The following is a 23453-nucleotide window of genomic DNA, read 5'->3' on the forward strand; positions in this document are numbered from 1 at the left end:
TATGGAAGAATTAAAACTAGCGAGTGTTAAATTTAAGAGTGCTGGGAAAGTATATTATTTCTCTACAAATCATCACTTAGAAAAAGGAGATTTTGTTGTAGTAGAAACAGCAAGAGGATTAGAACTTGGTGAAATTTCACAAGAGTTAAAAAGTATAGAAGAATTTAATTTAGATACAGAATTAAAAAAAATTTTAAGAAAAGCATCTAAAAAAGATTTAGAAAATTATCAAAAAAATCTTTATGATGCTAAACAAGCATTGGTAACATGTAAAGAAATCGTTTCGCGCTATGATGTAAATATGCAACTTACAAATTGTGAATACACTCTAGATAAAGCAAAAATTATTTTCATGTATACTTCTGATGATCGTGTTGATTTTAGAGAGTTGTTAAAAGAACTCGCTGTTGTATTTAAATGCAGAATAGAATTAAGGCAAATCGGACCAAGAGATAAAGCAAAAGTTATTGGTGGAATAGGGACATGTGGACTTCCATTATGTTGTTCTACTTTATTAGGAGAATTTAATGGTGTTTCAATTAACATGGCTAAAAATCAAATGCTTGCCATTAATATTGATAAAATTTCAGGTGCTTGTGGAAGATTACTTTGTTGCTTAAAATACGAAGATGAAGTTTATTCAATTGAAAAAGAAAGATTTCCTAAAATAGGATCACATGTTATCTATCAAGGGGCAGATGCAAAAGTTACAGGATTAAATGTCATTAATGATTTAGTAAAAATTGAGAATAAAAATGGAATTGTATTTGTAAGATTAGATGAAATAAAATTCGATAAATCTAATCATGCAGGTAAGAAAAATGGAAAACAAAGAAGTCGTTAATTATTTATTAGCACATAATGATTTAAAGATTATCCAAAGAAAAGATATGTTTAACTTTTCTTTGGATACTGTTTTATTATCTCAATTTTGTACAATTAATAAAGATGTAAGAAACATAGTAGATTTTGGTACAAATAATGCTGCAATTCCTTTACTTCTTTCTAAACGAACACCTAAAAAAATTACAGGTATTGAAATTCAAGAAGAGGCAGTTGAACTTGCAAAAAGAAACATTCAAATGAATGATTTAGAGGAACAAATAGAAATAATTCATGGTGATATTAAAGAAGTTGTTAAAAATCTCCCAAAAGCACAATTGATTGTTTGTAATCCTCCATTCTTTAAAGTAGGAGAGGATAGTAATCTTAATGAAAATGAATATTTAACAATTGCTCGTCATGAAGTAAAAATAGATTTAGAAGGAATTATTTCTTCTGCAGCATATCTATTAGACAATAAAGGACGATTTGCAATCGTTCATCGCCCTGATCGTATGATTGATATTTTAAATTTAATGCAAAAATATGATATTGAACCAAAACGTATACGCTTTGTATATCCTAAAATGAATAGAGAGTCACATGTTTTATTAGTAGAAGGTATGTATAAAGGAAAAAAAGGTATTAAAATTGAATCACCTCTATATGCTCATAATGATGATGGAAGTTATAGTAATGAAGTAAGAAAGATGTTTGGAGAGAAAATAGATGAATAGACAAAAGAGTTTTGAAAATAATCAGCCAACTTTATATTTAGTAGCAACACCAATTGGAAATTTAGATGAAATGACATATCGTTCTATTAATATATTGAATGAAGTAAACTATATTGCTGCCGAAGATACACGTAATACAGTTAAATTACTTAATCATTTTAATATTTCAACAAAACTAATTTCACATCATGAACATAATATAAAACAATCTATCCCTAAATTAATAAGTTTATTAGAAGAAGGAAATGATATTGCTTTAGTAAGCGATGCTGGTTATCCAGCAATCTCTGATCCTGGATATGAACTTGTAAAAGAAGCAATTTCAAAAGATATTAATGTTGTACCTATTTCTGGATGTAATGCATGTTTAGATGCATTAGTCGTTTCTGGGATAGCTCCACAGCCATTCTTATTTTATGGTTTTTTAGATCACTTAGATAAGAAAAAGAAAAAGGAACTACAAGATTTAAAAAAATATAAAGAAACAGTCGTTTTTTATGAATCACCACATCGAATTAAAAAAACGCTTTCTTTGATGTTAGATATCTTAGGTGATAGAAATATTGCTTTATGTAGAGAAATCACAAAAAAGCATGAAGAAATTATTAGAGGACAAATTTCTGAAGTTCTTTCTATTGTAGATGAACTTAAAGGGGAAATGGTTGTTGTTGTAGAGGGTTCTAATGAAATACAAGAAGAGATTGTATTTACAACAACAATCAAAGAAGATGTAGATATGTATATTGAAAAAGGAATGTCTACAAAAGATGCTATTAAGGAAGTAGCAAAACAAAGAGGGTTAAATAAAAATAGTGTTTATCAAGAATACCATTCAAAATAATGGTATTTTTTGTTTCACGTGAAACATATTAATAAATATTAAAATATGATATAGTAAGGATAGTGGAGGGCAGGAATATGAATAGAAGAAGAAATTATTATGAAAGAGAATCAAAAGTACCTATATTTATTGCAGTTGTGGTTGTGATTGTAATTATAATAGGTTCATTTGTGTTGTTGTTTAATGGTGAAAGAAATTATAAGGAGTATAATTCTTATGATGAGAACACTAAACAATACGGTACTGTAGAACGTTATGAAAAAGAAAATGATCACTTTTATGTATCGTTTTATTATCCAAAGGTAAAAGAAAAGAACTTAAATAAAATTATAAAAGAATCAAATAATAATTATTTAAAATCACAAAGAAAGAAAAAAGACCAAAAAGATATACTATATTTAGATTACTCTTGTAAGAAAATATATAAACAATATATTGTGGTCAAATTAGATTATAAAAGGGTAAGCGAAAATAAAAAGAAAACAGATCAATTAAAATACATAATGACATATGATTGTAAAACAAATCAGTTGCTTACCTTAAAAGATTGTTTGCGTGGCAAATATGGTGATTTATTAAATTCTATGGGAATAGGTGAATTTAACAAAGATTCTACATCGATAGAAGTTGGTAAAAAATCATTTACTTATTACAGTGATCAAAAATTGAAAAATAAAATTGTTGTTAATTATGAACAAAATAAAGACTATATTAAATTAGCAAATAAAAATATTCCATCAAATGCACCATTAGATATAAAAGCACCAAAATTAATGAAAGTGGATCCTAAAAAGAAAATGGTTGCAATTACATTAGATGACGGACCACATAAAACCTTAACAGAAAGAGCAATGGCTGCTTTTGAAAAGTATAATGGAAGAGCAACATTCTTTGAATTAGGAAGAAATATGGAAATTTATCCAAATATTGTAAAAGAAGTTTATGAAAGAGGACATGAACTTGCAAGTCATACATATAGTCATGCACAACTTACAAAATTGGATCCTGTAACACTTGATGCTGAAATAAATAGAACGCAAGAAGCATGTTTTAAAGCTTCAGGAACTGAACCAACATTGATAAGACCTCCTTATGGAGCTAAAAATGATAATGTAAAAAATGCTTTTCATTCTTATGGCTTGAACATGATATTATGGGATGGAGATACTGAAGACTGGAGATATAGTAAGAAACCAGATGGTGCACAAACAGTATGTAATAATATTATTGCTGATGCAAAAGTAAAAAGTGGTGATGGTAATATTATTTTAATTCATGATATTCACGAAAACTCGATAGCTGGTTTGGAAATGGCTCTGGATCAATTAAGTAAAGAAGGTTATCAATTTGTGACTGTATCTGATTTAATAAAATATAAAGGTCATAGTGAATATAGATAGTATAGTTTCGGCTATACTATTTTTGTTTCACGTGAAACATTTTCTTTTTCTTGAAACACATTGACAATAGATTAAGGGTTTGATAAAGTTATTAAGGATACAAAAATACGAAGATTGGAAGATGTTAAAGGAAGATATTTAGAGAGCTGATGGATGGTGAAAATCAGTATATTGAACTTTAAGGGATGGTCCAGGAGTAGTTATTTCGAATAGTTAGAAATAATCGTTAACTGCGTTAAAGTTTTGAGTGACACAGCAATGTGTAAAAAAGGTGGTACCGCGATTATTCGTCCTTTTATAGGGCGTTTTTTTATTTTGTAAAGGAGATTAAAAGATGAAAAACGAAAAAGATTATTATCTTACAACTGCAATTACTTATACATCAGGTAAACCTCATATTGGTAATACTTATGAAATTATTTTAGCTGATGCAATTGCAAGATTTAAAAGACAAGAAGGCTATAATGTACGTTTCCAAACAGGAACAGATGAACATGGTCAAAAAATTGAAATTAAAGCAAAAGAAGCTGGAATTGAACCAAAACAATACGTTGATCAAGTTGCTGGCGTTGTAAAAAATATTTGGGATATGATGGATACATCCTATGACCGATTCATGAGAACGACAGATGAATACCATGAAAAACAAGTACAAAAAATCTTTAAAAAATTATATGACAAAGGTGATATTTACTTAGGTCATTATGAAGGTAAATATTGTACAGCATGTGAATCATTCTTTACTGAATCACAATTAGTAGATGGTAAATGTCCTGACTGTGGGGGAGATGTTCATGATGCTAAAGAAGAAGCATACTTCTTTAAATTATCTAAATATCAAGATCGTTTAATTAAACATATCGAAGATCATCCTGAATTTATTCAACCAGTTTCAAGAAAAAATGAAATGATGAATAACTTCTTAAAACCAGGATTACAAGATTTATGTGTATCTAGAACATCATTTAAATGGTCTATCCCAGTTGATTTTGATCCTAAACATGTTGTTTATGTATGGATTGATGCTTTAACAAACTATATTACAGGTTTAGGATATGATGCGGATGGAAATCATGGTGAGTTATATAAAAAATTCTGGCCTGCTGATTTACATTTAATTGGAAAAGATATTGTTAGATTCCATACTATCTATTGGCCAATTATGTTAATGGCTTTAGATATTCCATTACCAAAACAAGTATTTGGACATCCTTGGTTATTACAAGGTGAAAGCAAAATGTCTAAATCAAAAGGAAATGTTATTTACGCAGATGATTTAGTAGATATCTTTGGTGTAGATGCAGTAAGATATTTCGTATTACATGAAATTCCTTATGATAATGATGGAAGTATTACATGGGATTTATTAGTAGAAAGAATTAATAGTGATCTTGCCAATGTTTTAGGAAACTTAGTTAATAGAACAATTGCAATGTCTAATAAATACTTTGATGGTATTGTAGAAAATAAAAATGTATGTGAAGATGTAGATCAAGAATTAAAAGATTTAGCTCTTGCAATGCCAGGTAAAGCTATCGCTAAAATGGATGAATTGAAAGCATCAAATGCTTTAGATGAAATCTTTAACTTATTAAGAAGAACAAATAAATATATTGATGAAACAATGCCATGGGTATTAGCTAAAGATGAAACTAAAAAAGATCGTTTAGCTACAGTATTATATAACTTAATTGAATCAATTCGTTTCTCTGCTGTTATGTTATATCCATATATGCCTTCAACAGCTACAAAAATATTAGATCAAATCAATACAGATCAACGTGATTTTGAAAGTTTAAAAGAATTTGGTAAATATGCAAGTGGTACAAAAGTTGTTGAAAAACCAGAAATGTTATTTGCTAGATTAGATCCAAAAGAAATTGCTAAAAAAGTAGAAGTTATTGAAGCAAAACAAAAAGCATCAATTAAGGCAGTTAAAGAAAAACAAGAAACAGAAGCTAAACAAGAAATTACAATTGATGATTTCTCTAAAATTGAATTAAAAGTTGGAAAAGTTATTAAATGTGAAAAACATCCAAATGCTGATAAGTTATTAGTAAGTCAAATTGATGTAGGTGAAGAAACACCAAGACAAATTGTTAGTGGTATTGCTGATGTCTATAAACCAGAAGAATTTGTTGGTAAAAAAGTAATTGTTGTAACTAACTTAAAACCAGCTAAATTAAGGGGTGTAGAATCTCAAGGTATGGTTCTTGCTGGTGGAGATAAAAAAGTATTAGGTGTTGTAGATGCAGGAGAATTACCAGTAGGCACAACAATCAGATAATCTAAAATCGCATGATTTCATGCGATTTTTTTTATTTCATCTATATTTTTTTTAACATCTATAATATAATAACCAAGTACAAAGTAAAATTGAATAATATTTATAGGTTTTGAATATTTTATATTTAAATTAAAAAGGAATCAGGTGTAAAACCTGGACGGTCCCGCCGCCGTAATGTGGAGGATAAGCATAAAGTCACTGGGAAACTGGGAAGACGCTTAAACAAAGAAACAGAGTCGGAATACTTGCCTATATCTAAGGATACACTTTACGGAGTATAAAGTAGTTCTTCTAGATGAACTAGGACAACTATGCCTAGTTTTTATTTAGAAGTTATTTAATTTGAAAGGGGAAAGAATATGAAAATGAAAAAAATTATTTGTAGTCTTATGATTTCAGTATTATGTTTCATGACTGCAATATCTGGTGTATCAGCAGCAAATACATATCCAACTGCTAATATTGATACAGCAGTTCAAAGAGCAATTAATTTCTATAAAGGTAGAACACTTGAATCACCTGACGAAGTTTTTGCTGCAGAGTCTTTAGGCGTTGAAGTAGAAGATCAATGTGATATCTCAGAACTATTAAATGCTTTTAAAGAAGTAAATTATAATGAAGCTAAATTAGGTGATTTATCTAAAACTATTATTACACTTGCTTTAACAAAAAATGATCCAAGAAATTTCAATAATTACAATTTAGTAGAAATTCTTGAAAATAAAGTTAAAGAAGATGGATCAATTGAAGGTAGTAACGGAACAAATTATGATATTTGGGTATTATTTGCATTAGAAACTGTCTCATCATCTAAAGTAGATGTCGTTGCCGATAAATTATCTACTCAAAATAACATTGAAGGTAGTGAAGGTGCATTCTGGTATGCAGGACCTTATACTAGTGAAGATGTAACTGGATGGGGAATTGAAGCTTTAACAATTGCTAATAAAGAAAAATATCAAGCAAGTATTACATCTGCAATTAAGTTTTTAGAAAGTAAAAAACAATCTGATGGATCATACGGTGATTGGGGTGCAAATGCAGATACGCAAGGTGCTGTCATTGAAGGTTTATTAACTTACGATCGTGAAGGTGTTTTAAATGGAAAATATGACACACAAGATGCAAACATTTTTAAAGTACTTATTGATTTCCAAAAAGAAGATGGTAGTGTAGAAATTGCAACATATCCAACTTTTGAAGTAATGTATAATTCACTAGCAACAACAGATTTAACAAGATGTGTTGGAACATATAAAAATGGTTCATTATTCTTGAAAGCTCAAAAGGATTATGATGCGATGGTTAATCCAGTAAAAGAAGAGCCAAAAACTGAACCAACTACTCCAGTTGAACCTAAAAAAGATACAACTCCAACACAAACAACTACTCCTGCACAAACTGATAAAAAAGCAACTGCGGTAAAAACAGGAGATGACACAAATGTTGTTGTTTATGTTTCTTTATCGATGATGTCAACCGGTTTATTCTTAGTATTAAAGAAAGAATATGAAAGAGCTCATTAATAAGTTTAAAAAATTAGATCAAGCAAAAAGAATTGTAATATTATTTATTACAATTTCTTTTGTTTTTATAGCAGGATTTTCTTTCTATAATGGAATTTCTGGAAATTATCAAAATAGAAATACTGCACAAGTTACTCAAATAAAAGAAACGAAAGAAAAAAATACTAAGAAGAATAAAGTAGAAAAACAAGAAAATAAAGAAGATACAAATACTCAACAAAAGGAATCTACGCAACAAGAAGAAAGTACAAATAAAGAGGAAAATACTACTCAAGAAGATAAAACAAAAAAAGATGATTCATCAAAAAAAGAAACAAAGAATGAAACATCAAAGAGTACAAATCAAAGTACAGCCTATTCTACAACAAAATCAACAGAAAGTACACAGGAATCATCAAATTCACATCAATCATCAAATACAACAACGGAAAATAATAATAAAGCTACATCAAATACCACACAAAACCAAAATGATAATAAAATTACTGTAAGCGTACAAGTTATTGGTGTTGATAGTACGCTAATGAGTGGGAGTTTAAGTTTAGAAAAAAATACAAGTGTTTATAGTGCTTTAAAAACACTTGCATCACAGCAAGGTGTAAGTATTTCCACTTCAGGGTTTGGCTCTACTACTTATGTTAGAGGAATAGGTGGATTGTATGAATTTGATTATGGTGGCAATTCTGGATGGTTATATATGGTAAATGGTGTCAAACCAAATTATGGTGCATACAGCTATAAACTTAATGATGGTGACACTATCAAATGGTACTATACTACAGACTATACAAAGGATTAAAGTAATGAAATCAAACAAAGTTAAAGAAATAAGTTTAATAGGAATACTGGCTGCAGTTAATATCGCTTCACGTATTTATTTACAAGCTTTACCAAATATTAAACCTGTAACATCAATTATTATTATTTCTGTTATGTTATTTGGTTTAGCTTTTGGTGTGAAGTTAAGTGTTGTAACGACTGTTGTTTCTAATTTGTTTTTAGGAATGGGAACGTGGACGTTTTTTCAAATACTTGCTTGGGTTGTTATTTGTTTAATTACTCAATTTTTAATGGATTTCTTAAAGAAAATAGGCAAAGAACCTAAGTTATTTCCAATGGCTATCTTTTCCTTTTTTATGGGATATGTCTTTGGTATTGTTGTTTCTCTAGAACAATTAATGTTAGGTGGACCATCTTTATATATTGTTTATTATATGGCTGGATTGTTATTTGATACATTCCATGCTGTAGGTAATTTTTGTTTTTATTTGATATGTGCACCTATTCTTATTAAGGTATTTAAAAAAGAATCTGAAAGAATGAAATTAAAACAAGATTAAGTTCTTGTTTTTTCTTTTTTATTCAATAAAATAGAGTATAATGAAATAAGAAATTTATCATGAAAGGAAGATTTTATGATTGTAAATGAAGAAGCAGTAAAGAAAATATTAGAAGAAGTAAAGCCTGCAAAATTAGTAGCCGCTACAAAATATGTAGATGTAAAAGAAATTGAAAAACTAGAAAAATTAGGAGTTACATGTTTTGGAGAAAATAGAGTACAAGCTTTTTTAGAAAAGTATGAAAATTATCATGGAAATGGTGAGTTTCAATTTATTGGAACACTTCAACCAAATAAAGTAAAATATATTATTGATAAAGTGACTTTAATTCATGCAGTAGATCGTTATTCTTTATTAAAAGAAATTGAAAAACAAGCCGCTAAAAGAGATTTAGAAATGCCTGTTTTAATTCAAGTAAATATCGCTAAAGAAGAAAGTAAACACGGTTTTGAAGTGGAAGAAATTGATGAAGTGTTTAGTAATCTTAAAGATTATCCTCATGTGAAAGTAAGAGGACTTATGATGATGGCACCACATATTGAAAGTAGTGAAACTGAAAAGTATTTTAAGATGACACAAGAACTCTTACAAAGACTTCAAAAAGAATACCCAATGTATCAATTAGATCAGTTATCCATGGGAATGTCTAATGATTATCATGAGGCTTTAAATCATGGCTCTACAATGATTCGTGTAGGAAGTGCATTATTTAAATAGGTATGAAAATATCTATTTTTTTGTTTTAGTAATTAATTTCAAATAGTTTGACATAGTGTGACAAAAGCGTATAATGTTAGCAGCCGAACAAAAAAGGAGACATTTATGGAACATCGAATAGGAATGGAAATACGTGTTTTGTCTAAATATATGGGACGTTATTTAGATGATATTCATGGTATTGATTGTATGTTATCAGGACCGCAGGGGTTAATTCTTATTTATTTATGTGAAAATGATGAAGAAATTTATCAAAAAGACATAGAAAAATATTTTAATATTAGAAGATCAACTGCAACAGGTCTTTTAAATTCTTTAGAAAAGAACGGGTATATCACAAAAGAACCTGTTGAAAATGATAAACGTATGAAAAAAATCAAAGCAACTGAACATGCGTATAGTACAGTAGAAAAGATTGATAATCATGTTATTCAATTAGAAAAAATTATGTTAGATGGAATTGATGAAAAAGAAGTGAAACAATTTAGAAATACGATTTCTAAAATGACACTTAATTTAGTAAAGGAGTCAAAAAATGGATAAATTATATTACATGGGAATTGATGTTGGATCAACAACAGTAAAATTATATGTGGAAGATCAAGAACATCAATGTATCTATTCAAAATATCAAAGACACTATTCTGATGTTAAACCAGCAATAGAAAGTCTAATTAAAGAAGTTCAAGAACACTATGGAAACTTACCAGTTAAAGTAGTTATGACAGGATCAGGTGGGCTTTCTTTATCAAAACACTTAAATGTAGAATTCGTTCAAGAAGTGATTGCTTGTACAAAGACAGTAGAAACATATATTCCTGAATGCGATGTTGCAATCGAATTAGGTGGAGAAGATGCAAAAATCACTTATTTTGAATCAACTCTTGAACAAAGAATGAACGGAACTTGTGCAGGTGGTACAGGAGCATTTATTGACCAAATGGCTTCCTTATTACAAACAGATGCTGCTGGATTAAATGAACTTGCTAAAAACTATGAAACAATTTATCCAATTGCTTCTCGTTGTGGTGTTTTCGCAAAAACAGATATCCAACCATTAATCAATGAAGGGGCAGCTAGAGAAGATATCGCTATTTCTATTTTCCAAGCAGTTGTTAATCAAACAATTAGTGGTCTTGCTTGTGGTAAACCTATTCGTGGTAAAGTTGCTTTTCTAGGTGGACCTCTTTATTTCTTAGATCAATTACGTGCACGTTTTATTGATTCATTAAACTTAAAAGATGAAGATGTTATCTTTCCTCAAAACTCACAATTATTCGTAGCTATGGGAGCATGTTTACTTGCTAGAGAAGATAAAGTGAATAAAACAACAATTGATGAACTTGTATATATTTTAGATTCATTAAAAGATGGTATTTCTGATGAAACAGATACTTTGAAACCATTATTTGAAACAGAAGAAGATCGTATTGAATTTAGAAATAGACACTACAGTACAAAAGTAAAGAAAAGAGATTTAAATACATATCAAGGAAAAGCTTTCTTAGGTGTAGATGTTGGTTCGACAACATCTAAAGCTGTATTAGTTGATGAAGATGGTTCTGTATTATATACATTCTATTCATCTAATGAAGGTAACCCAATTGAAGTTGTTCGTAAGATTTTAAAAGAAATCTATGAAATCTTACCTAAAGGAGTTGAACTTGTTCATGCTGGGTCAACTGGATATGGTGAAGCTTTAATTAAATCTGCATTTAAAATGGATGTCAGTGAAGTAGAAACAATTTCTCACTTTACAGCCGCTAAATATTTTAAAGATGATGTTTCATTTATCTTAGACATCGGTGGACAAGATATGAAAGCTATCAAGATCGAAGATGGTATTATTCAAGATATTTTATTAAATGAAGCTTGTTCATCAGGATGTGGCTCATTTATTGAAACATTTGCAAAATCATTAGGGTATAATGTTGCTGATTTCGCTAATCTTGCTTTACAATCAACAGCACCAATTGATTTAGGTTCACGTTGTACAGTATTTATGAACTCTAAGGTAAAACAAGCACAAAAAGAAGGGGCAAAGATTGAAGATATTTCTGCAGGTTTAGCTTATTCTGTTATTAAAAATGCTTTATATAAAGTTATTAAATTACGTTCACCTGAAAGTATAGGTAAATCTGTATTAGTACAAGGTGGAACATTCTATAATGAATCTGTTTTAAGAGCATTCGAACAAGAAACAGGAATCAAAGCTATTCGTCCAGATATTGCTGGATTAATGGGTGCTTTTGGTATTGCTTTAATTGCAAGAGAAAGATATCAAGGACAAGGAACAACATTACTTAATAAGGAACAAATAGATGCTTTTAGTTATGAAAGTACAATTCGTTATTGTCAAAAATGTACGAATCATTGTATGTTAACCGTTTCTTCATTTAATGATGGTAGTGAACATATTAGTGGAAACAGATGTGAAAGAGGAGCTAACTTACCTCCTAAATCAAAACAATTACCAAACTTATATGATTATAAATATCGTAGAGTTTTCAATTATCGTTCACTAACTGCAAAAGAAGCAAAACGTGGAACAGTAGGTATTCCTCGTGTCTTGAATATGTATGAAAATTATCCTTTCTGGCACACATTATTTACTGATTTAAAATTTAGAGTAGTCTTATCACCACGTTCAAGTAAAAAAATCTATGAAAAAGGAATTGAATCGATTCCATCAGAAAGTGTATGTTATCCAGCTAAATTATCACATGGACATATTGAAAGTTTAATTGAAAAAGGAATTAAATATATTTTCTATCCTTCAGTTGCTTATGAAAGAAAAGAAAATATTACTCAAGGAAATCATTACAATTGTCCAGTAGTAACTTCTTATCCGGAAGTTATTAGAAATAACGTAGATAACTTAGAAACAAATGAAATCATTTTTAGAAATCCATTCATGGATTTAAGTAATCGAAAAACAATGTTTACAAACCTAAAAGATGAATTTAAATCATTTGGAATTAGTGATAAAGAATTAAAAGCAGCAATTGAACATGCTTATGAAGAATTACAACAATGTCGATTAGATATCCAAGGAGAAGGAGAAAAAGTTCTTTCTTACTTAAAAGAAAATAATATGACAGGGGTTGTTTTATCAGGTAGGCCATATCATGTCGATCCAGAAATCAACCATGGATTAGCAGATTTAATTACTGGTGAAGGCATGGCTGTTTTAACAGAAGACAGTGTTTGTCACTTAGATAAAGAATTAGAAGAATTACGTGTTGTGGATCAATGGACATATCACTCAAGAATGTACCATGCAGCATCCTTTGTTTCATCTCAACCAAACTTACAATTAATTCAATTAACATCATTTGGTTGTGGATTAGATGCTGTTACGGCAGACCAAGTTGCAGAAATTTTAAATGCGAGAAACAAGATTTATACACTTATTAAAATTGATGAAGGAAGTAACTTAGGTGCTATTCGTATCCGTATCCGTTCTTTAAAAGCAACAATTGATAAACAAGAAAATAAAGAAATTGATTTATCTAAAAAATATAAACCAGTGAAAGTACCATTCACTAAAGAAATGAAAGATGATCGTTGGACAATTCTATGTCCACAAATGTCACCAATCCATTTCCAATTTGTTGAAAAGGCAATGCAAGAAAGTGGTTATAACTTAAAAGTTTTACCATCAGTAGATAAAGGAGCTACAGAAGCAGGATTAAAATATGTTAATAATGATGCATGTTACCCAAGTATCCTTGTCGCTGGACAAATGATGGAAGCTTTAACAAGTGGTGAATATGATGTTAATAAAACAGCCTTGATCATCTCACAAACAGGTGGAGGTTGTCGTGCCACAAACTATATTGGATTTATCCGTAAAGCCTTAAAAGATGCCGGTTTAGAACAAGTACCAGTAATTAGTGCCAATTTACAAGGTATTGAATCAAACCCAGGATTTAAAATTACTTACCCACTTGCAAAGAAAGTTATTATTGGTGCAATGTATGGAGATTTATTCATGAGAGTTCTTTATCGTGTAAGACCATATGAAAAAGAAAAAGGAAGTGCCAATAGACTTTACCAATCATGGGTAAAAAAATGTATGAAGAATATTGAAACAGGTAGCATGAAAGAATTTAAGAAAAATGTTTATCAAATCGTAAAAGATTTTGATGAATTACCTTTATTGGATATCAAGAAACCAAGAGTTGGTTTAGTAGGAGAAATCCTTGTTAAATTCCATCCAACTGCTAATAATCAAATTGTTGATATTATTGAAAGAGAAGGTGGAGAAGCGGTTATGCCAGATTTAATTGATTTCTTCCAATATTGTTTCTATTCAACAACATTTGAAAGAAAACATTTCAATGCGACTGCTAAAGCAACGAAGTTATGTGAATTTGCTATTAAAGCCGTTGATTTCTTAAGAAAAGATATGATCAAAGCTTTAGAAAAATCAAAACGTTTTGATCCACCAGCTTCCATTGAACATCTTGCTGATAAAGCGAAAGAAGTTGTTTCAATCGGTAACCAAACAGGTGAAGGTTGGTTCTTAACAGGGGAAATGATTGAACTTATTGAAAGTGGAGCACCAAATATTGTATGTATGCAACCATTTGGATGTTTACCAAATCATGTTACAGGTAAAGGGGCTATTAAAGCTTTAAGAAAGAAATATCCTCAAAGTAATATCGTAGCGGTAGATTATGATCCAGGTGCGAGTGAAGTTAACCAATTAAATCGTATTAAATTAATGCTTTCAACAGCTTTTAAAAACCTAGATAAAGAATAAAATAAGCAGTGGTTCCACGTGAAACCACTGCTTATATTTTGATTAAATTACAAGTTGACAACATCGTATTTGTTTTATTAATAGAATAATGATTTTTAATAGCACATATAATAAGACTATCTCTACCTTCTTTATAAGAAAGAGTTTCACACTCAGCAAGAGATAACATAAAGTTTGTTTTCTTTAAATCAATATTTAAAGCGAGACCAAATTGAATAATATCATCTCTTTGAGGTGTTGTACTTCCATTTAGAATTTTACTCAAGTCATTTTCATCAATTGTTGTTTTGTTATAAAGTTGAATTGTTGGAATACGATAATATCCTAATAAAGCATAAAAATAAGTTAAAAAATCTAAATCAGGAAACTCATGTTTAACTTCATCAAAATTAGCGCATGTATCAACTAGCATAAATAATCGATCTGCATTCATTTGACATCACCTACTATATAATAATTTTACCTTCTTTTGAATCATTGAACAAGTTTAAAAATATTTATTTCTTTAATAATATTTTATACTGAATCGTATACATTATTTGTAGAAAAAAGGAGTTTTCTTATGATTTGCATAATCAATTAAAATAGGGTATGATATAGATAAAAGAGGGGATGTTTATTATGTGCTTAGGATTATTAATGATGCTTTTAGCGGGTAGTGTTGTCTATGTTGGTAAAAGTTATTTTGAATATAAATTGAGAGAAGATTAATCTAGCATTGCTAGATTTTTTTTTAAAATGAAAAAGGCCATTACTTGTCTTTCTTTATTTCTACTCTGTGGCTGTTTACCCGCAACACCTAAAACGATAGAAAATAATTTTAAAAACGATACATGCTACAACTATCATTATCAACATCTAACAAAAAAACAACAACAACTTTATCAAAAGATTTATAATATTGCTTATGATCAAGAAAAAGATATACAAATAGGACAAACTGATATGGATAAAGTAACACCAATTGTAGAAAAGGTGTTGAAAGATCATCCAGAACTTTTTTATATTGAGGAATGGTCTCTTACGGAAAATGGTAATTTTAGCTTTAAATATTCTTTTAGTAACAAAAAAATAAAATATTATCAAAAACAATTAAATACCATTACTCAACAAATCAAAGATAATACCAAAGAACTCGATGATTATGAAAAAATAAAATATATTTATGAATATCTTATCCAACAATGTGAGTATCTTGAAGAGGCAGATTATAATCAAGAAATTATCAGTTCTCTTATTTATCATAAAACAGTATGTAGTGGTTATGCGAAGGCATTACAATATTTACTACATGAAGTAGGAATTGAAGCTACTTATCTTACAGGAATGTCAGATGTTTCTAGTGGTAACAATGATTATCATGCATGGAATATGGTAAAATATGACAATGATTATTACTATGTTGATGCGACATGGGGTGATTTAGTAAATAATGAATTTGAGACAATCAATTATGATTATCTAATGTTTTCAAGTGAAGAAATGAATAAAAATTATCAAATACAAGATTCTTATGAAGACACAACAAATGGCAATAATACGTATTATAAAAAAGAGGGATATTATTTTGATTATTATCGTATTGATGACTTAAAACAAAAAATTAATCTTTCACAAAATGAATGTCATTTTCAATTTTCAAGTGAAATTTATGAATATGCAAAAAATAGACTTGTAAGTCAAGGAGATGTGTATAAAATAATTGATGTAAGTAATGATAGAGAAATAAAATATATAGATGATGAAAGGTTTCATACAATTTATTTGAGATGGTAATAATATGAAAAGAATTAAAGAAATTGTAATCGTAGAAGGAAAAACAGATACACAACTATTAAAAGAGCTTTATGATGTGGATACAATTGAAACACATGGTTTAGCTTTAAATGATAAAACGCTAGAACTTATTAAAGAAGCAAGCCTTACAAGAGGCGTTATTGTATTAACGGATCCAGATTATCCTGGCCTTAAAATAAGAAATCAAGTGGATCAAGTAGTTGATAACTGTAAGCATGCTTTTGTTGATAAAAAGGATGCAATCGGTAAAAAGAAGTTAGGAATCGCGGAAGCTAATAAAGAAGCCGTTAAAAAAGCTATTGAAAATGTTGTGACATTTTCAAAACATGCAGAAAGTATTACCTGGCAAGAGTTTATATCATTAGATATTATTGGAGATAAAAAAAGAAGAATGAAAGTTTATGATTTCTTTCATTTAGGCTATGGTAATGCGAAAACCTTATTTAAAAGATTAAATATGGTAGGTATTACAAAGAAAATGATAGAGGAGAAATTAGAAAGTGAAGGATATAGCGACTAAAAGTACAACAAACTATATATTAGAAAAATATGATCTTTATCCTAAAAAGAAATATGGACAAAACTTTTTAATTGATCCTCGTATTGTTGAAAAGATTGTTTGTTCATCAAGTGTGGATAAAGAATGTGCCGTTATTGAAGTAGGACCAGGAATTGGGGCTTTAACTCAAGTCCTTGCACGTTATGCAGGTTATGTTAGAAGTTATGAAATTGATACACGTTTTAAAGGTGTTTATGAAGAATTTTTAAATGAAGATCATATTGATGTTGTTTTTGATGATTTCTTGAAAATTGATTTAACAACTTTAGAATCTTTAAAAGAAAAATATAAAAAAGTTATTTTAGTGGCTAATTTACCTTATTATATTACAACTCAAATCATTGAAAAAGTTTTAACCGAATGTAAAATCATTGATGAAATTGTTGTGATGGTTCAAAAGGAAGTCGCTTTAAAATATACCAGTGATTATAAAAGTCCACTTACTTTTATGATTCAAGATATGGGTAAAATAGAGTATATGTTTACTGTAAGTCAAAATGTCTTTATTCCTGCACCACATGTTGATAGTGCTATTTTAAAGATTACAATTGATCGACCCGCAGATTTAAATTTATATAAAGTATTAAATAGTGCGTTTAAACAAAAAAGAAAAACAATTTATAATAATTTAAAGAATGATTATCAAGATGTTTTAGATGTTTTAAATGAAAATCAAATCGATCAAAAACTAAGATGTGAACAGCTTACTTTAGAAGATTATAAAGCACTCACAAAATCATTTTATAAACATACGATATAGTGGTGATAAAATGAAAATCGGTGATATTGTTTGTCGAAAAAAATATCATCAAGATATTTCTTTTGAAATTATTGATATTAAAGATAATATTTATTATTTAAGAGGAATAGAATATCGTTTAATAGCGGATAGTGAAAAAGAAGATTTAGAACTTGTCCACGAAATAAGAAAAGTAGAAGATGTTGCTTTACCCCAAGAAAAATGTTTAAAAGGAACAGTCCTTCATTTAGATGGGGATCCTGCTTATTTAAAAATGTGTATGAAAAAGTATCAAGAGTATGGTATCCATGCTTATGGATATTATTTTAAAGAAGAAGAATTTGCGAGTCATATACAAGAACTGTTAAAAAAGCATCATCCACATTTACTTGTTATTACGGGGCACGATGCTTTGAAAAAAAATGGACAAAAAAGAAATAGTCAAGATTACTTGCATAGTTTAGATTTTGTCGAGGCTATCAAACAAGCACGTCTTGTTCAACCAGATAAAGATGCTTTGGTCATCTTTGCAGGAGCGTGTCAATCCTACTATGAACTCTTAGTTGCAAGTGGCGCAAATTTTGCTTCAAGTCCATCAAGAAAAAATATTCATGCCCTTGATCCGGTCATTATTACAAGTCAAATTGCAAGTACAAATATAAAAGAATACGTTGATTTAGAAAAAGTTATAGAAAAAACCTCTTATAAACAATTGGGTGTTGGTGGTATTGATACCAGAGGGGTTGCAAGAAATTTATATCCGAGGTGATTCAAATGAAAATAAGAGCATATGCAAAAGTAAATTTAGCGTTAGATGTTGTTAGAAAAAGAGAAGATGGGTATCATGATTTAGAGATGATCATGGCACCAATTACTTTACATGATCTTATCTATATTAATGTGATTGATGAAGGAATTGAAATTGAATCCAATAGTAAGATCGTTCCAACAGATCAAAGAAATATCATGTATAAAGTTGCAAAGTTGATGCAAGAAAGATATGGTCTCAAAAAAGGAGTTAAGATCTTTGTTTACAAACATATTCCAACGCAAGCAGGACTTGCAGGGGGAAGTGCTGATGGAGCTGCAGTCATCAAAGCGATGAATAAACTTTTTCATTTGAATTTATCTTATGAAGAAATGGCAGCTTTAGGGAAAGAAATAGGTGCTGATATTCCTTTTTGCATTTATGAAAAAACAGCTTTTGTGGAAGGCGTTGGGGAAAAACTTCATTTTATTGAGGAACCTTTTGAAGCCTATTTACTGTTAGTTAAACCTAAAAAAGGTGTTTCTACTAAAAAGGCATTTACAACTTTAGATTTATCTAAAGTTATTCATCAAGATTGTCGAGCAATGAAAAAGGGAATTGAAGAAAAAGATTATCAAACAGTTATTGATAATCTGCAAAATACTTTAGAACTACCATCTATTAAAATGGTGCCACAAATTAAAGAAATCAAAAAAGAAATGAAGGAGTTAGGATTTGATGGTGCTTTAATGTCAGGAAGTGGTTCTTGTGTTTTTGGAATTACAAGAGATCAAGAAATCTTAAATAAAGGATATGAATTCTTTAGAAAACGTTATTTTTTTGTTAGAAAATCAAAAATATTAAATAAAGAGGAAAATCTGTGATATGATTTTATTTTTTGTTGAAAAGATGAAGGAATTTGTAATAAATTGTCTTATTCATCTTTAATTATGAGCTATATTTTGTTAGAATGTCGTCGTAGAGGGGTGTGACAATGAAAACTTACGCAGTAGTAATGGCTGCCGGAAAAGGTACAAGAATGAAATCCGACAAGCCTAAAGTTGTACATGAAGTACTATATAAACCAATGGTTTGTCATATTGTTGATGAATTAAAAGGTTTAGGTGTAGATGGTATTTATGTTATTGTAGGACATAAAGCTGAAGAAGTTATGAAACTTGTTGATGGTGTTGAGTTTGTAATGCAAAAAGAACAATTAGGAACTGGACATGCTTTAATGCAAGCAAAAGATGTTTTAGGTGATAAAGAAGGAACTACCATTGTTTTAAATGGTGATGCACCATTAATCACTAAAGAAACATTACAAGGTCTTATTCAATATCATAATGAACATCAAATGAAAGGAACAGTCATGACATGTGATTGTGACCTTGATAAGAAATTTGGTCGTATCATTCGTGAAAATGATCAAGTAAAAGGAATTGTTGAATATAAAGACTGCACAGATGAACAAAGAAATATTCCTGAAATGAACGTTGGAGAATATTGCTTTGATAATGCTGCTTTATTTAAAGCATTAGAATCTGTCACAAATAACAATGCGCAAAATGAATACTACATTACAGATGTAATTGAAATTATGAATCATCAAAACTTAAATGTTGGTGGCTATAAAATTGATGACTTATCAGAAGTCGGTGGAATTAATGATAAGTTTGAATTGCAAGAAGCAACAAAACAATTACAATACCGTATTAATAAAAAACATTTATTAGATGGTGTAAATATTGTAGATATGATGAATACTTATATTGGTAGAGATGTTATTATTGGTCATGATACAACAATTGAACCAGGATGTATTATTAAAGGTAAAACAGTGATTGGTAATGGATGTCATATTGGACCTTATTGTGAATTTGATAATGTAGAAATCAAAGATAATGTAGAAATTAAATTTTCTGTTATTGCTGATTCTATCATTGAAAATGGTGTTGATATTGGACCATATGCAAGACTTAGAAATCATTGTCATATCTTAGAAAATGTCCACATGGGTAACTTTGTGGAAATGAAAAAAGCAACTTTTGGTAAAGGAAGTAAAGCTGCGCACTTAAGCTATATTGGAGATGCGACAGTTGGTGAAAACGTAAATATTGGCTGTGGTACTATTACAAGCAACTATGATGGCAAAAATAAATTCCAAACAGTAATTGAAGACAACGTTTTCGTTGGCTGCAATTCTAATTTAGTTGCACCTGTAACTGTTGGTAAAAATGCATTTATTGCAGCTGGATCAACAATTACAGATGAAGTTCATGAAGATGCTTTTGCAATTGCAAGAAGTAGACAAGTGAACAAAGAAGGTTATAGTAAAGTATTAGAAGAAAAAAGAAATAAAATAGGAAAATAGGGGTAAAAGAAAAAATGAAAAACAAAATTACAGTATTTGCTTTATCATCATCAGTAGAATTAGCACAAGATATTTGTGATCATTTAGGATGTGAAATGGGAAAATCAAAAGTTCACCATTTTGCTGACGGAGAAATCTTAGTTGAAATTGATGAATCAGTACGTGGAAAAGATGTCTTCATTGTTCAATCAACATCTAATCCTGTTACTGAAAACTTAATGGAAATCTTAGTTTTAGCCGATGCTTTAAAAAGAGCATCTGCTGGAGAAATTACAGCAATCATGCCATATTTTGGATATGCTAGACAAGATAGAAAAGCAAAACCAAGACAACCAATTACATCAAAACTTGTTGCTGATTTATTAACAACAGCTGGTGTTAATCGTGTTGTAACAATTGATTTACATGCTGCACAAATTCAAGGATTCTTCAATATTCCTGTAGATGATATGCAAGCATTACCATTAATCTGTAATTATTTCAAAAATAAAAACTTAGATGATATTTGTGTTGTTTCTCCAGACCATGGTGGAGCAACTCGTGCTCGTAAAATGGCAGTTGCTTTAGATTGTCCAGTAGCAATCATCGATAAAAGAAGACCAAAACCTAACGTTGCTGAAATTATGGGTGTTTTAGGTGATGTTGAAGGTAAAAACTGTATCATGATTGATGATATGATTGATACAGGTGGAACAATTGTTGCAGGTATCGATATGTTAATTGAAAAAGGTGCAAAAAATGTTTTCGTTGCCTGTACACACCCAGTATTCTCTGGACCTGCAGTAGAAAGATTGAAAAACTGTGCAGCTAAAGAAGTCGTTGTTACAGATACAATTATTTTACCTAAAGAAAAACATTTCGATAAATTAAAAGTTGTTTCAGTAGCATCATTACTTGCTAAAACAATTGAAAGTATTGAAAATAATTTACCAGTAAGTGATGTTTTCCAAGAATTTGATTTCGAAAAATAATATAAATTTAAAAAGTCTTCCATTGTGAAGGCTTTTTTGTTTCTTTTGTGAAACACGTAAAAAGTTAATAAATTCAACAAATATAGAATAAAAAAGAATATTTTGTTACATAAGTGAAACAAAAATACAAATTGAAAAAATAAATATAAATGTTAAACTCTCTTTAGTTAGTCAAGGCTAACTTAAATTAAAAGGGAGGACAAAATGAAAAAATTATTAAAGATAACACTTGCTTTAATGATGGCTTTAGGATTGCAACTGACATCATTAAATGCAGTCAACGCATTAAATAGTGATTTATCAAAAGTAGGAACTTATCAAATTCCTATAAAAAGTTTAACAAGTAGTGCATCAATGCCAGTAGTAAAAAAAGCCTTTGCAAATGCTTTTGGTGATACATTAGAAGTAACGGTAGATAAAGATGGAAAAATGCAAGCAGTTGCTACGTTACAAAATATGATTATTAACATGGGATCAGAATATTATGCAAATGTTTTAACTATTTCTAATGGAATAACACTTTCAACAAAAGTAGAAAAATCTACCCAAGGAATGAATGGACCAACAGTAGAAACAGAAGTTCCTGAAAAGATTTCTTTTGAGTTAATGCAATTAGATGAAAATAATTCAACAGTTTTACCAATTACAGTTGATTTTATGAATGCTTTGATGGGGAATGGTAAAGATTATCCTACAAATGTATCTTTAACATTAGATTTAGAAAATGCGAAAGTACTACAAAAAGAATATACATTAGAAGATGGTACTTATGATGTTCCTGTTGATGTATTAAAAGAAAATAGTGATGATCAATCAATGGCTGCAAAAGCTATAGACTCAGCACAATTGACTGTTAAAAATAATGAAGTTGTTGTTACTTTAAAGTTAAAAGAAATGACAATATATGGACAAACAGCTTCAGTTGATAAAATGGAATATCAACTTAAAGATGGTACTTATAAAGAAGTAACTGTTATTGAAGAAGAAAATGGTCATCCAACAAAAGTTCAATTTAGATTAGATGAAAACAAAGAACTGATAAATGTTAATTTTTATTATGGTGGAAGTTCAAGAGCTTCTACTGCAAGATTACAATTAAAATTAGATGGTCTTACAAAAGTAGATCCAACGCCAGAAACACCTAAAAATGATAATGATGATATAAAAGAAGAAAATAAAAAAGAGGAAGAAGTAACAACTCGTTTTAGTAAAGATGGTACATATGAAGTGAATGTAGCTTTATGGAATGCAACAAGTGATAAAGAATCAATGGCTGCAGATGCGTTAAATAATAAAGCAAAAATTATTGTTAAAGATGGAAAAGCAACAATGTATATTTCTACTAAAGAAATGACATTTGGAACAATTAAAGCTAGCTTGCAAGAATTCTATATTGGTAATAGCTCTAGTGATTATAAAAATCATAGTGCTACAATTATTGAAAAAGATGCACAAGGAAATCCAACATTATGGTCCTTTGTATTACCTCATGAAAATGAATATATCGATGTCATGATGAATCCACATGTTGCGATGATGGGTAATATGGATTTAGGTGCAAGAATTAAAGTAGATTATACGACTTTAACATATGTTTCAACCCAAACAGAATTAGAAACAAATACAGGAAATAATCAAAAAGAAAACAATTCAGTTGAAAATACAAATTCTAAGGATCAAACAACAACTAATAATCAAACCAATGAAAATAAAGTTGTTAAAACTGGTGATCAAACAGCTATTAATATAATGGCAATGTTATTGATTATTTCTTCAGTTATGACAGGAGTTATTTTAAGAAAAAAACATGAGGCATAAAAATGCCTC

General features: G+C 29.4%; 20 protein-coding genes, 1 riboswitch and 1 other annotated feature. Of the genes, 19 read left to right on the forward strand and 1 reads right to left on the reverse strand.

The genetic code is table 11. The features are described from left to right. Position 1: 1 nt before the first annotated feature. From C7U55_RS03940 to C7U55_RS03990, 11 genes are all read left to right on the forward strand, one after another. On the forward strand, positions 2–844 hold the full coding sequence (locus C7U55_RS03940; protein WP_106987439.1) for a PSP1 domain-containing protein: 843 nt from the start codon (positions 2–4) through the stop codon (positions 842–844). Continuing rightward, positions 822–1559, forward strand: coding sequence for a tRNA1(Val) (adenine(37)-N6)-methyltransferase (locus tag C7U55_RS03945; protein WP_106987440.1), 738 nt, complete (start codon positions 822–824; stop codon positions 1557–1559). Before C7U55_RS03940 ends, C7U55_RS03945 begins: the two co-directional genes overlap by 23 nt. Next, positions 1552–2400 carry a 16S rRNA (cytidine(1402)-2'-O)-methyltransferase gene (gene rsmI, locus C7U55_RS03950; protein WP_048924117.1) on the forward strand — a complete coding sequence of 283 codons (849 nt, stop codon included), beginning with the start codon at positions 1552–1554 and terminating at the stop codon, positions 2398–2400. Before C7U55_RS03945 ends, rsmI begins: the two co-directional genes overlap by 8 nt. Positions 2401–2477: 77 nt before the next feature. Continuing rightward, the gene (locus C7U55_RS03955) at positions 2478–3800 is read left to right on the forward strand and encodes a polysaccharide deacetylase family protein (RefSeq protein ID WP_106987441.1); all 1323 of its coding nucleotides are present in this window, start codon (positions 2478–2480) and stop codon (positions 3798–3800) included. Positions 3801–3901: 101 nt separating this feature from the next. Continuing rightward, positions 3902–4098: a binding site (T-box leader), on the forward strand. Positions 4099–4134: 36 nt separating this feature from the next. Next, positions 4135–6087 carry a methionine--tRNA ligase gene (gene metG, locus C7U55_RS03960; protein ID WP_106987442.1) on the forward strand — a complete coding sequence of 651 codons (1953 nt, stop codon included), beginning with the start codon at positions 4135–4137 and terminating at the stop codon, positions 6085–6087. 87 nt (positions 6088–6174) lie between these two features. Continuing rightward, positions 6175–6354: riboswitch (cobalamin riboswitch) on the forward strand. A gap of 92 nt (positions 6355–6446) precedes the next feature. Then, positions 6447–7613, forward strand: a complete 1167-nt coding sequence (locus C7U55_RS03965; protein ID WP_106987443.1) for a prenyltransferase/squalene oxidase repeat-containing protein — start codon at positions 6447–6449, stop codon at positions 7611–7613. Then, the gene (locus C7U55_RS03970; protein WP_106987444.1) at positions 7597–8412 is read left to right on the forward strand and encodes a DUF4430 domain-containing protein; all 816 of its coding nucleotides are present in this window, start codon (positions 7597–7599) and stop codon (positions 8410–8412) included. Before C7U55_RS03965 ends, C7U55_RS03970 begins: the two co-directional genes overlap by 17 nt. A gap of 4 nt (positions 8413–8416) precedes the next feature. After that, entirely contained in the window at positions 8417–8953 is a 537-nt protein-coding gene (locus C7U55_RS03975; RefSeq protein ID WP_118536223.1) for a hypothetical protein, read from the forward strand. 75 nt (positions 8954–9028) lie between these two features. Then, positions 9029–9670, forward strand: a complete 642-nt coding sequence (locus C7U55_RS03980) for a YggS family pyridoxal phosphate-dependent enzyme (protein WP_106987446.1) — start codon at positions 9029–9031, stop codon at positions 9668–9670. A gap of 105 nt (positions 9671–9775) precedes the next feature. Continuing rightward, complete coding sequence (locus tag C7U55_RS03985; RefSeq protein ID WP_106987447.1) at positions 9776–10213, forward strand: MarR family winged helix-turn-helix transcriptional regulator; 438 nt, start codon at positions 9776–9778, stop codon at positions 10211–10213. Next, positions 10206–14438 carry a 2-hydroxyacyl-CoA dehydratase gene (locus tag C7U55_RS03990; protein ID WP_106987448.1) on the forward strand — a complete coding sequence of 1411 codons (4233 nt, stop codon included), beginning with the start codon at positions 10206–10208 and terminating at the stop codon, positions 14436–14438. Before C7U55_RS03985 ends, C7U55_RS03990 begins: the two co-directional genes overlap by 8 nt. Positions 14439–14469: 31 nt before the next feature. Here the strand turns inward: C7U55_RS03990 and C7U55_RS03995 are convergent, their stop codons facing one another. Next, positions 14470–14871, reverse strand: coding sequence for a hypothetical protein (locus C7U55_RS03995; protein ID WP_048924124.1), 402 nt, complete (start codon positions 14869–14871; stop codon positions 14470–14472). A 305-nt stretch (positions 14872–15176) separates the two neighbouring features. Between C7U55_RS03995 and C7U55_RS04000 the strand changes: the two genes are divergently transcribed. The 8 genes from C7U55_RS04000 to C7U55_RS04035 all read left to right on the forward strand — a co-directional run bounded on the left by C7U55_RS04000 (position 15177) and on the right by C7U55_RS04035 (position 23444). Continuing rightward, positions 15177–16214, forward strand: coding sequence for a transglutaminase domain-containing protein (locus C7U55_RS04000; protein WP_106987449.1), 1038 nt, complete (start codon positions 15177–15179; stop codon positions 16212–16214). A 4-nt stretch (positions 16215–16218) separates the two neighbouring features. Next, positions 16219–16755, forward strand: a complete 537-nt coding sequence (gene rnmV, locus C7U55_RS04005; RefSeq protein ID WP_106987450.1) for a ribonuclease M5 — start codon at positions 16219–16221, stop codon at positions 16753–16755. Next, on the forward strand, positions 16736–17554 hold the full coding sequence (gene rsmA / locus C7U55_RS04010; RefSeq protein WP_106987451.1) for a 16S rRNA (adenine(1518)-N(6)/adenine(1519)-N(6))-dimethyltransferase RsmA: 819 nt from the start codon (positions 16736–16738) through the stop codon (positions 17552–17554). The genes rnmV and rsmA overlap by 20 nt, the downstream gene beginning before the upstream one ends. Positions 17555–17564: 10 nt before the next feature. After that, on the forward strand, positions 17565–18302 hold the full coding sequence (locus C7U55_RS04015) for a sporulation peptidase YabG (protein WP_106987452.1): 738 nt from the start codon (positions 17565–17567) through the stop codon (positions 18300–18302). A 5-nt stretch (positions 18303–18307) separates the two neighbouring features. Continuing rightward, complete coding sequence (gene ispE, locus C7U55_RS04020; RefSeq protein ID WP_106987453.1) at positions 18308–19165, forward strand: 4-(cytidine 5'-diphospho)-2-C-methyl-D-erythritol kinase; 858 nt, start codon at positions 18308–18310, stop codon at positions 19163–19165. A 110-nt stretch (positions 19166–19275) separates the two neighbouring features. After that, a complete protein-coding gene (gene glmU, locus C7U55_RS04025) occupies positions 19276–20655 on the forward strand; it encodes a bifunctional UDP-N-acetylglucosamine diphosphorylase/glucosamine-1-phosphate N-acetyltransferase GlmU (protein ID WP_106987454.1) in 1380 nt (459 codons plus the stop codon). 14 nt (positions 20656–20669) lie between these two features. After that, entirely contained in the window at positions 20670–21626 is a 957-nt protein-coding gene (locus C7U55_RS04030; RefSeq protein WP_048924130.1) for a ribose-phosphate diphosphokinase, read from the forward strand. A gap of 204 nt (positions 21627–21830) precedes the next feature. Further along, positions 21831–23444: an NEAT domain-containing protein gene (locus tag C7U55_RS04035; protein WP_106987455.1), complete on the forward strand. Its 1614-nt coding sequence runs from the start codon at positions 21831–21833 to the stop codon at positions 23442–23444. Positions 23445–23453: the final 9 nt, after the last annotated feature.

The sequence above is a fragment of the Faecalibacillus faecis genome (genome assembly GCF_003024675.1).
Taxonomy (GTDB): Bacteria; Bacillota_I; Bacilli_A; order Erysipelotrichales; family Coprobacillaceae; genus Faecalibacillus; species Faecalibacillus faecis.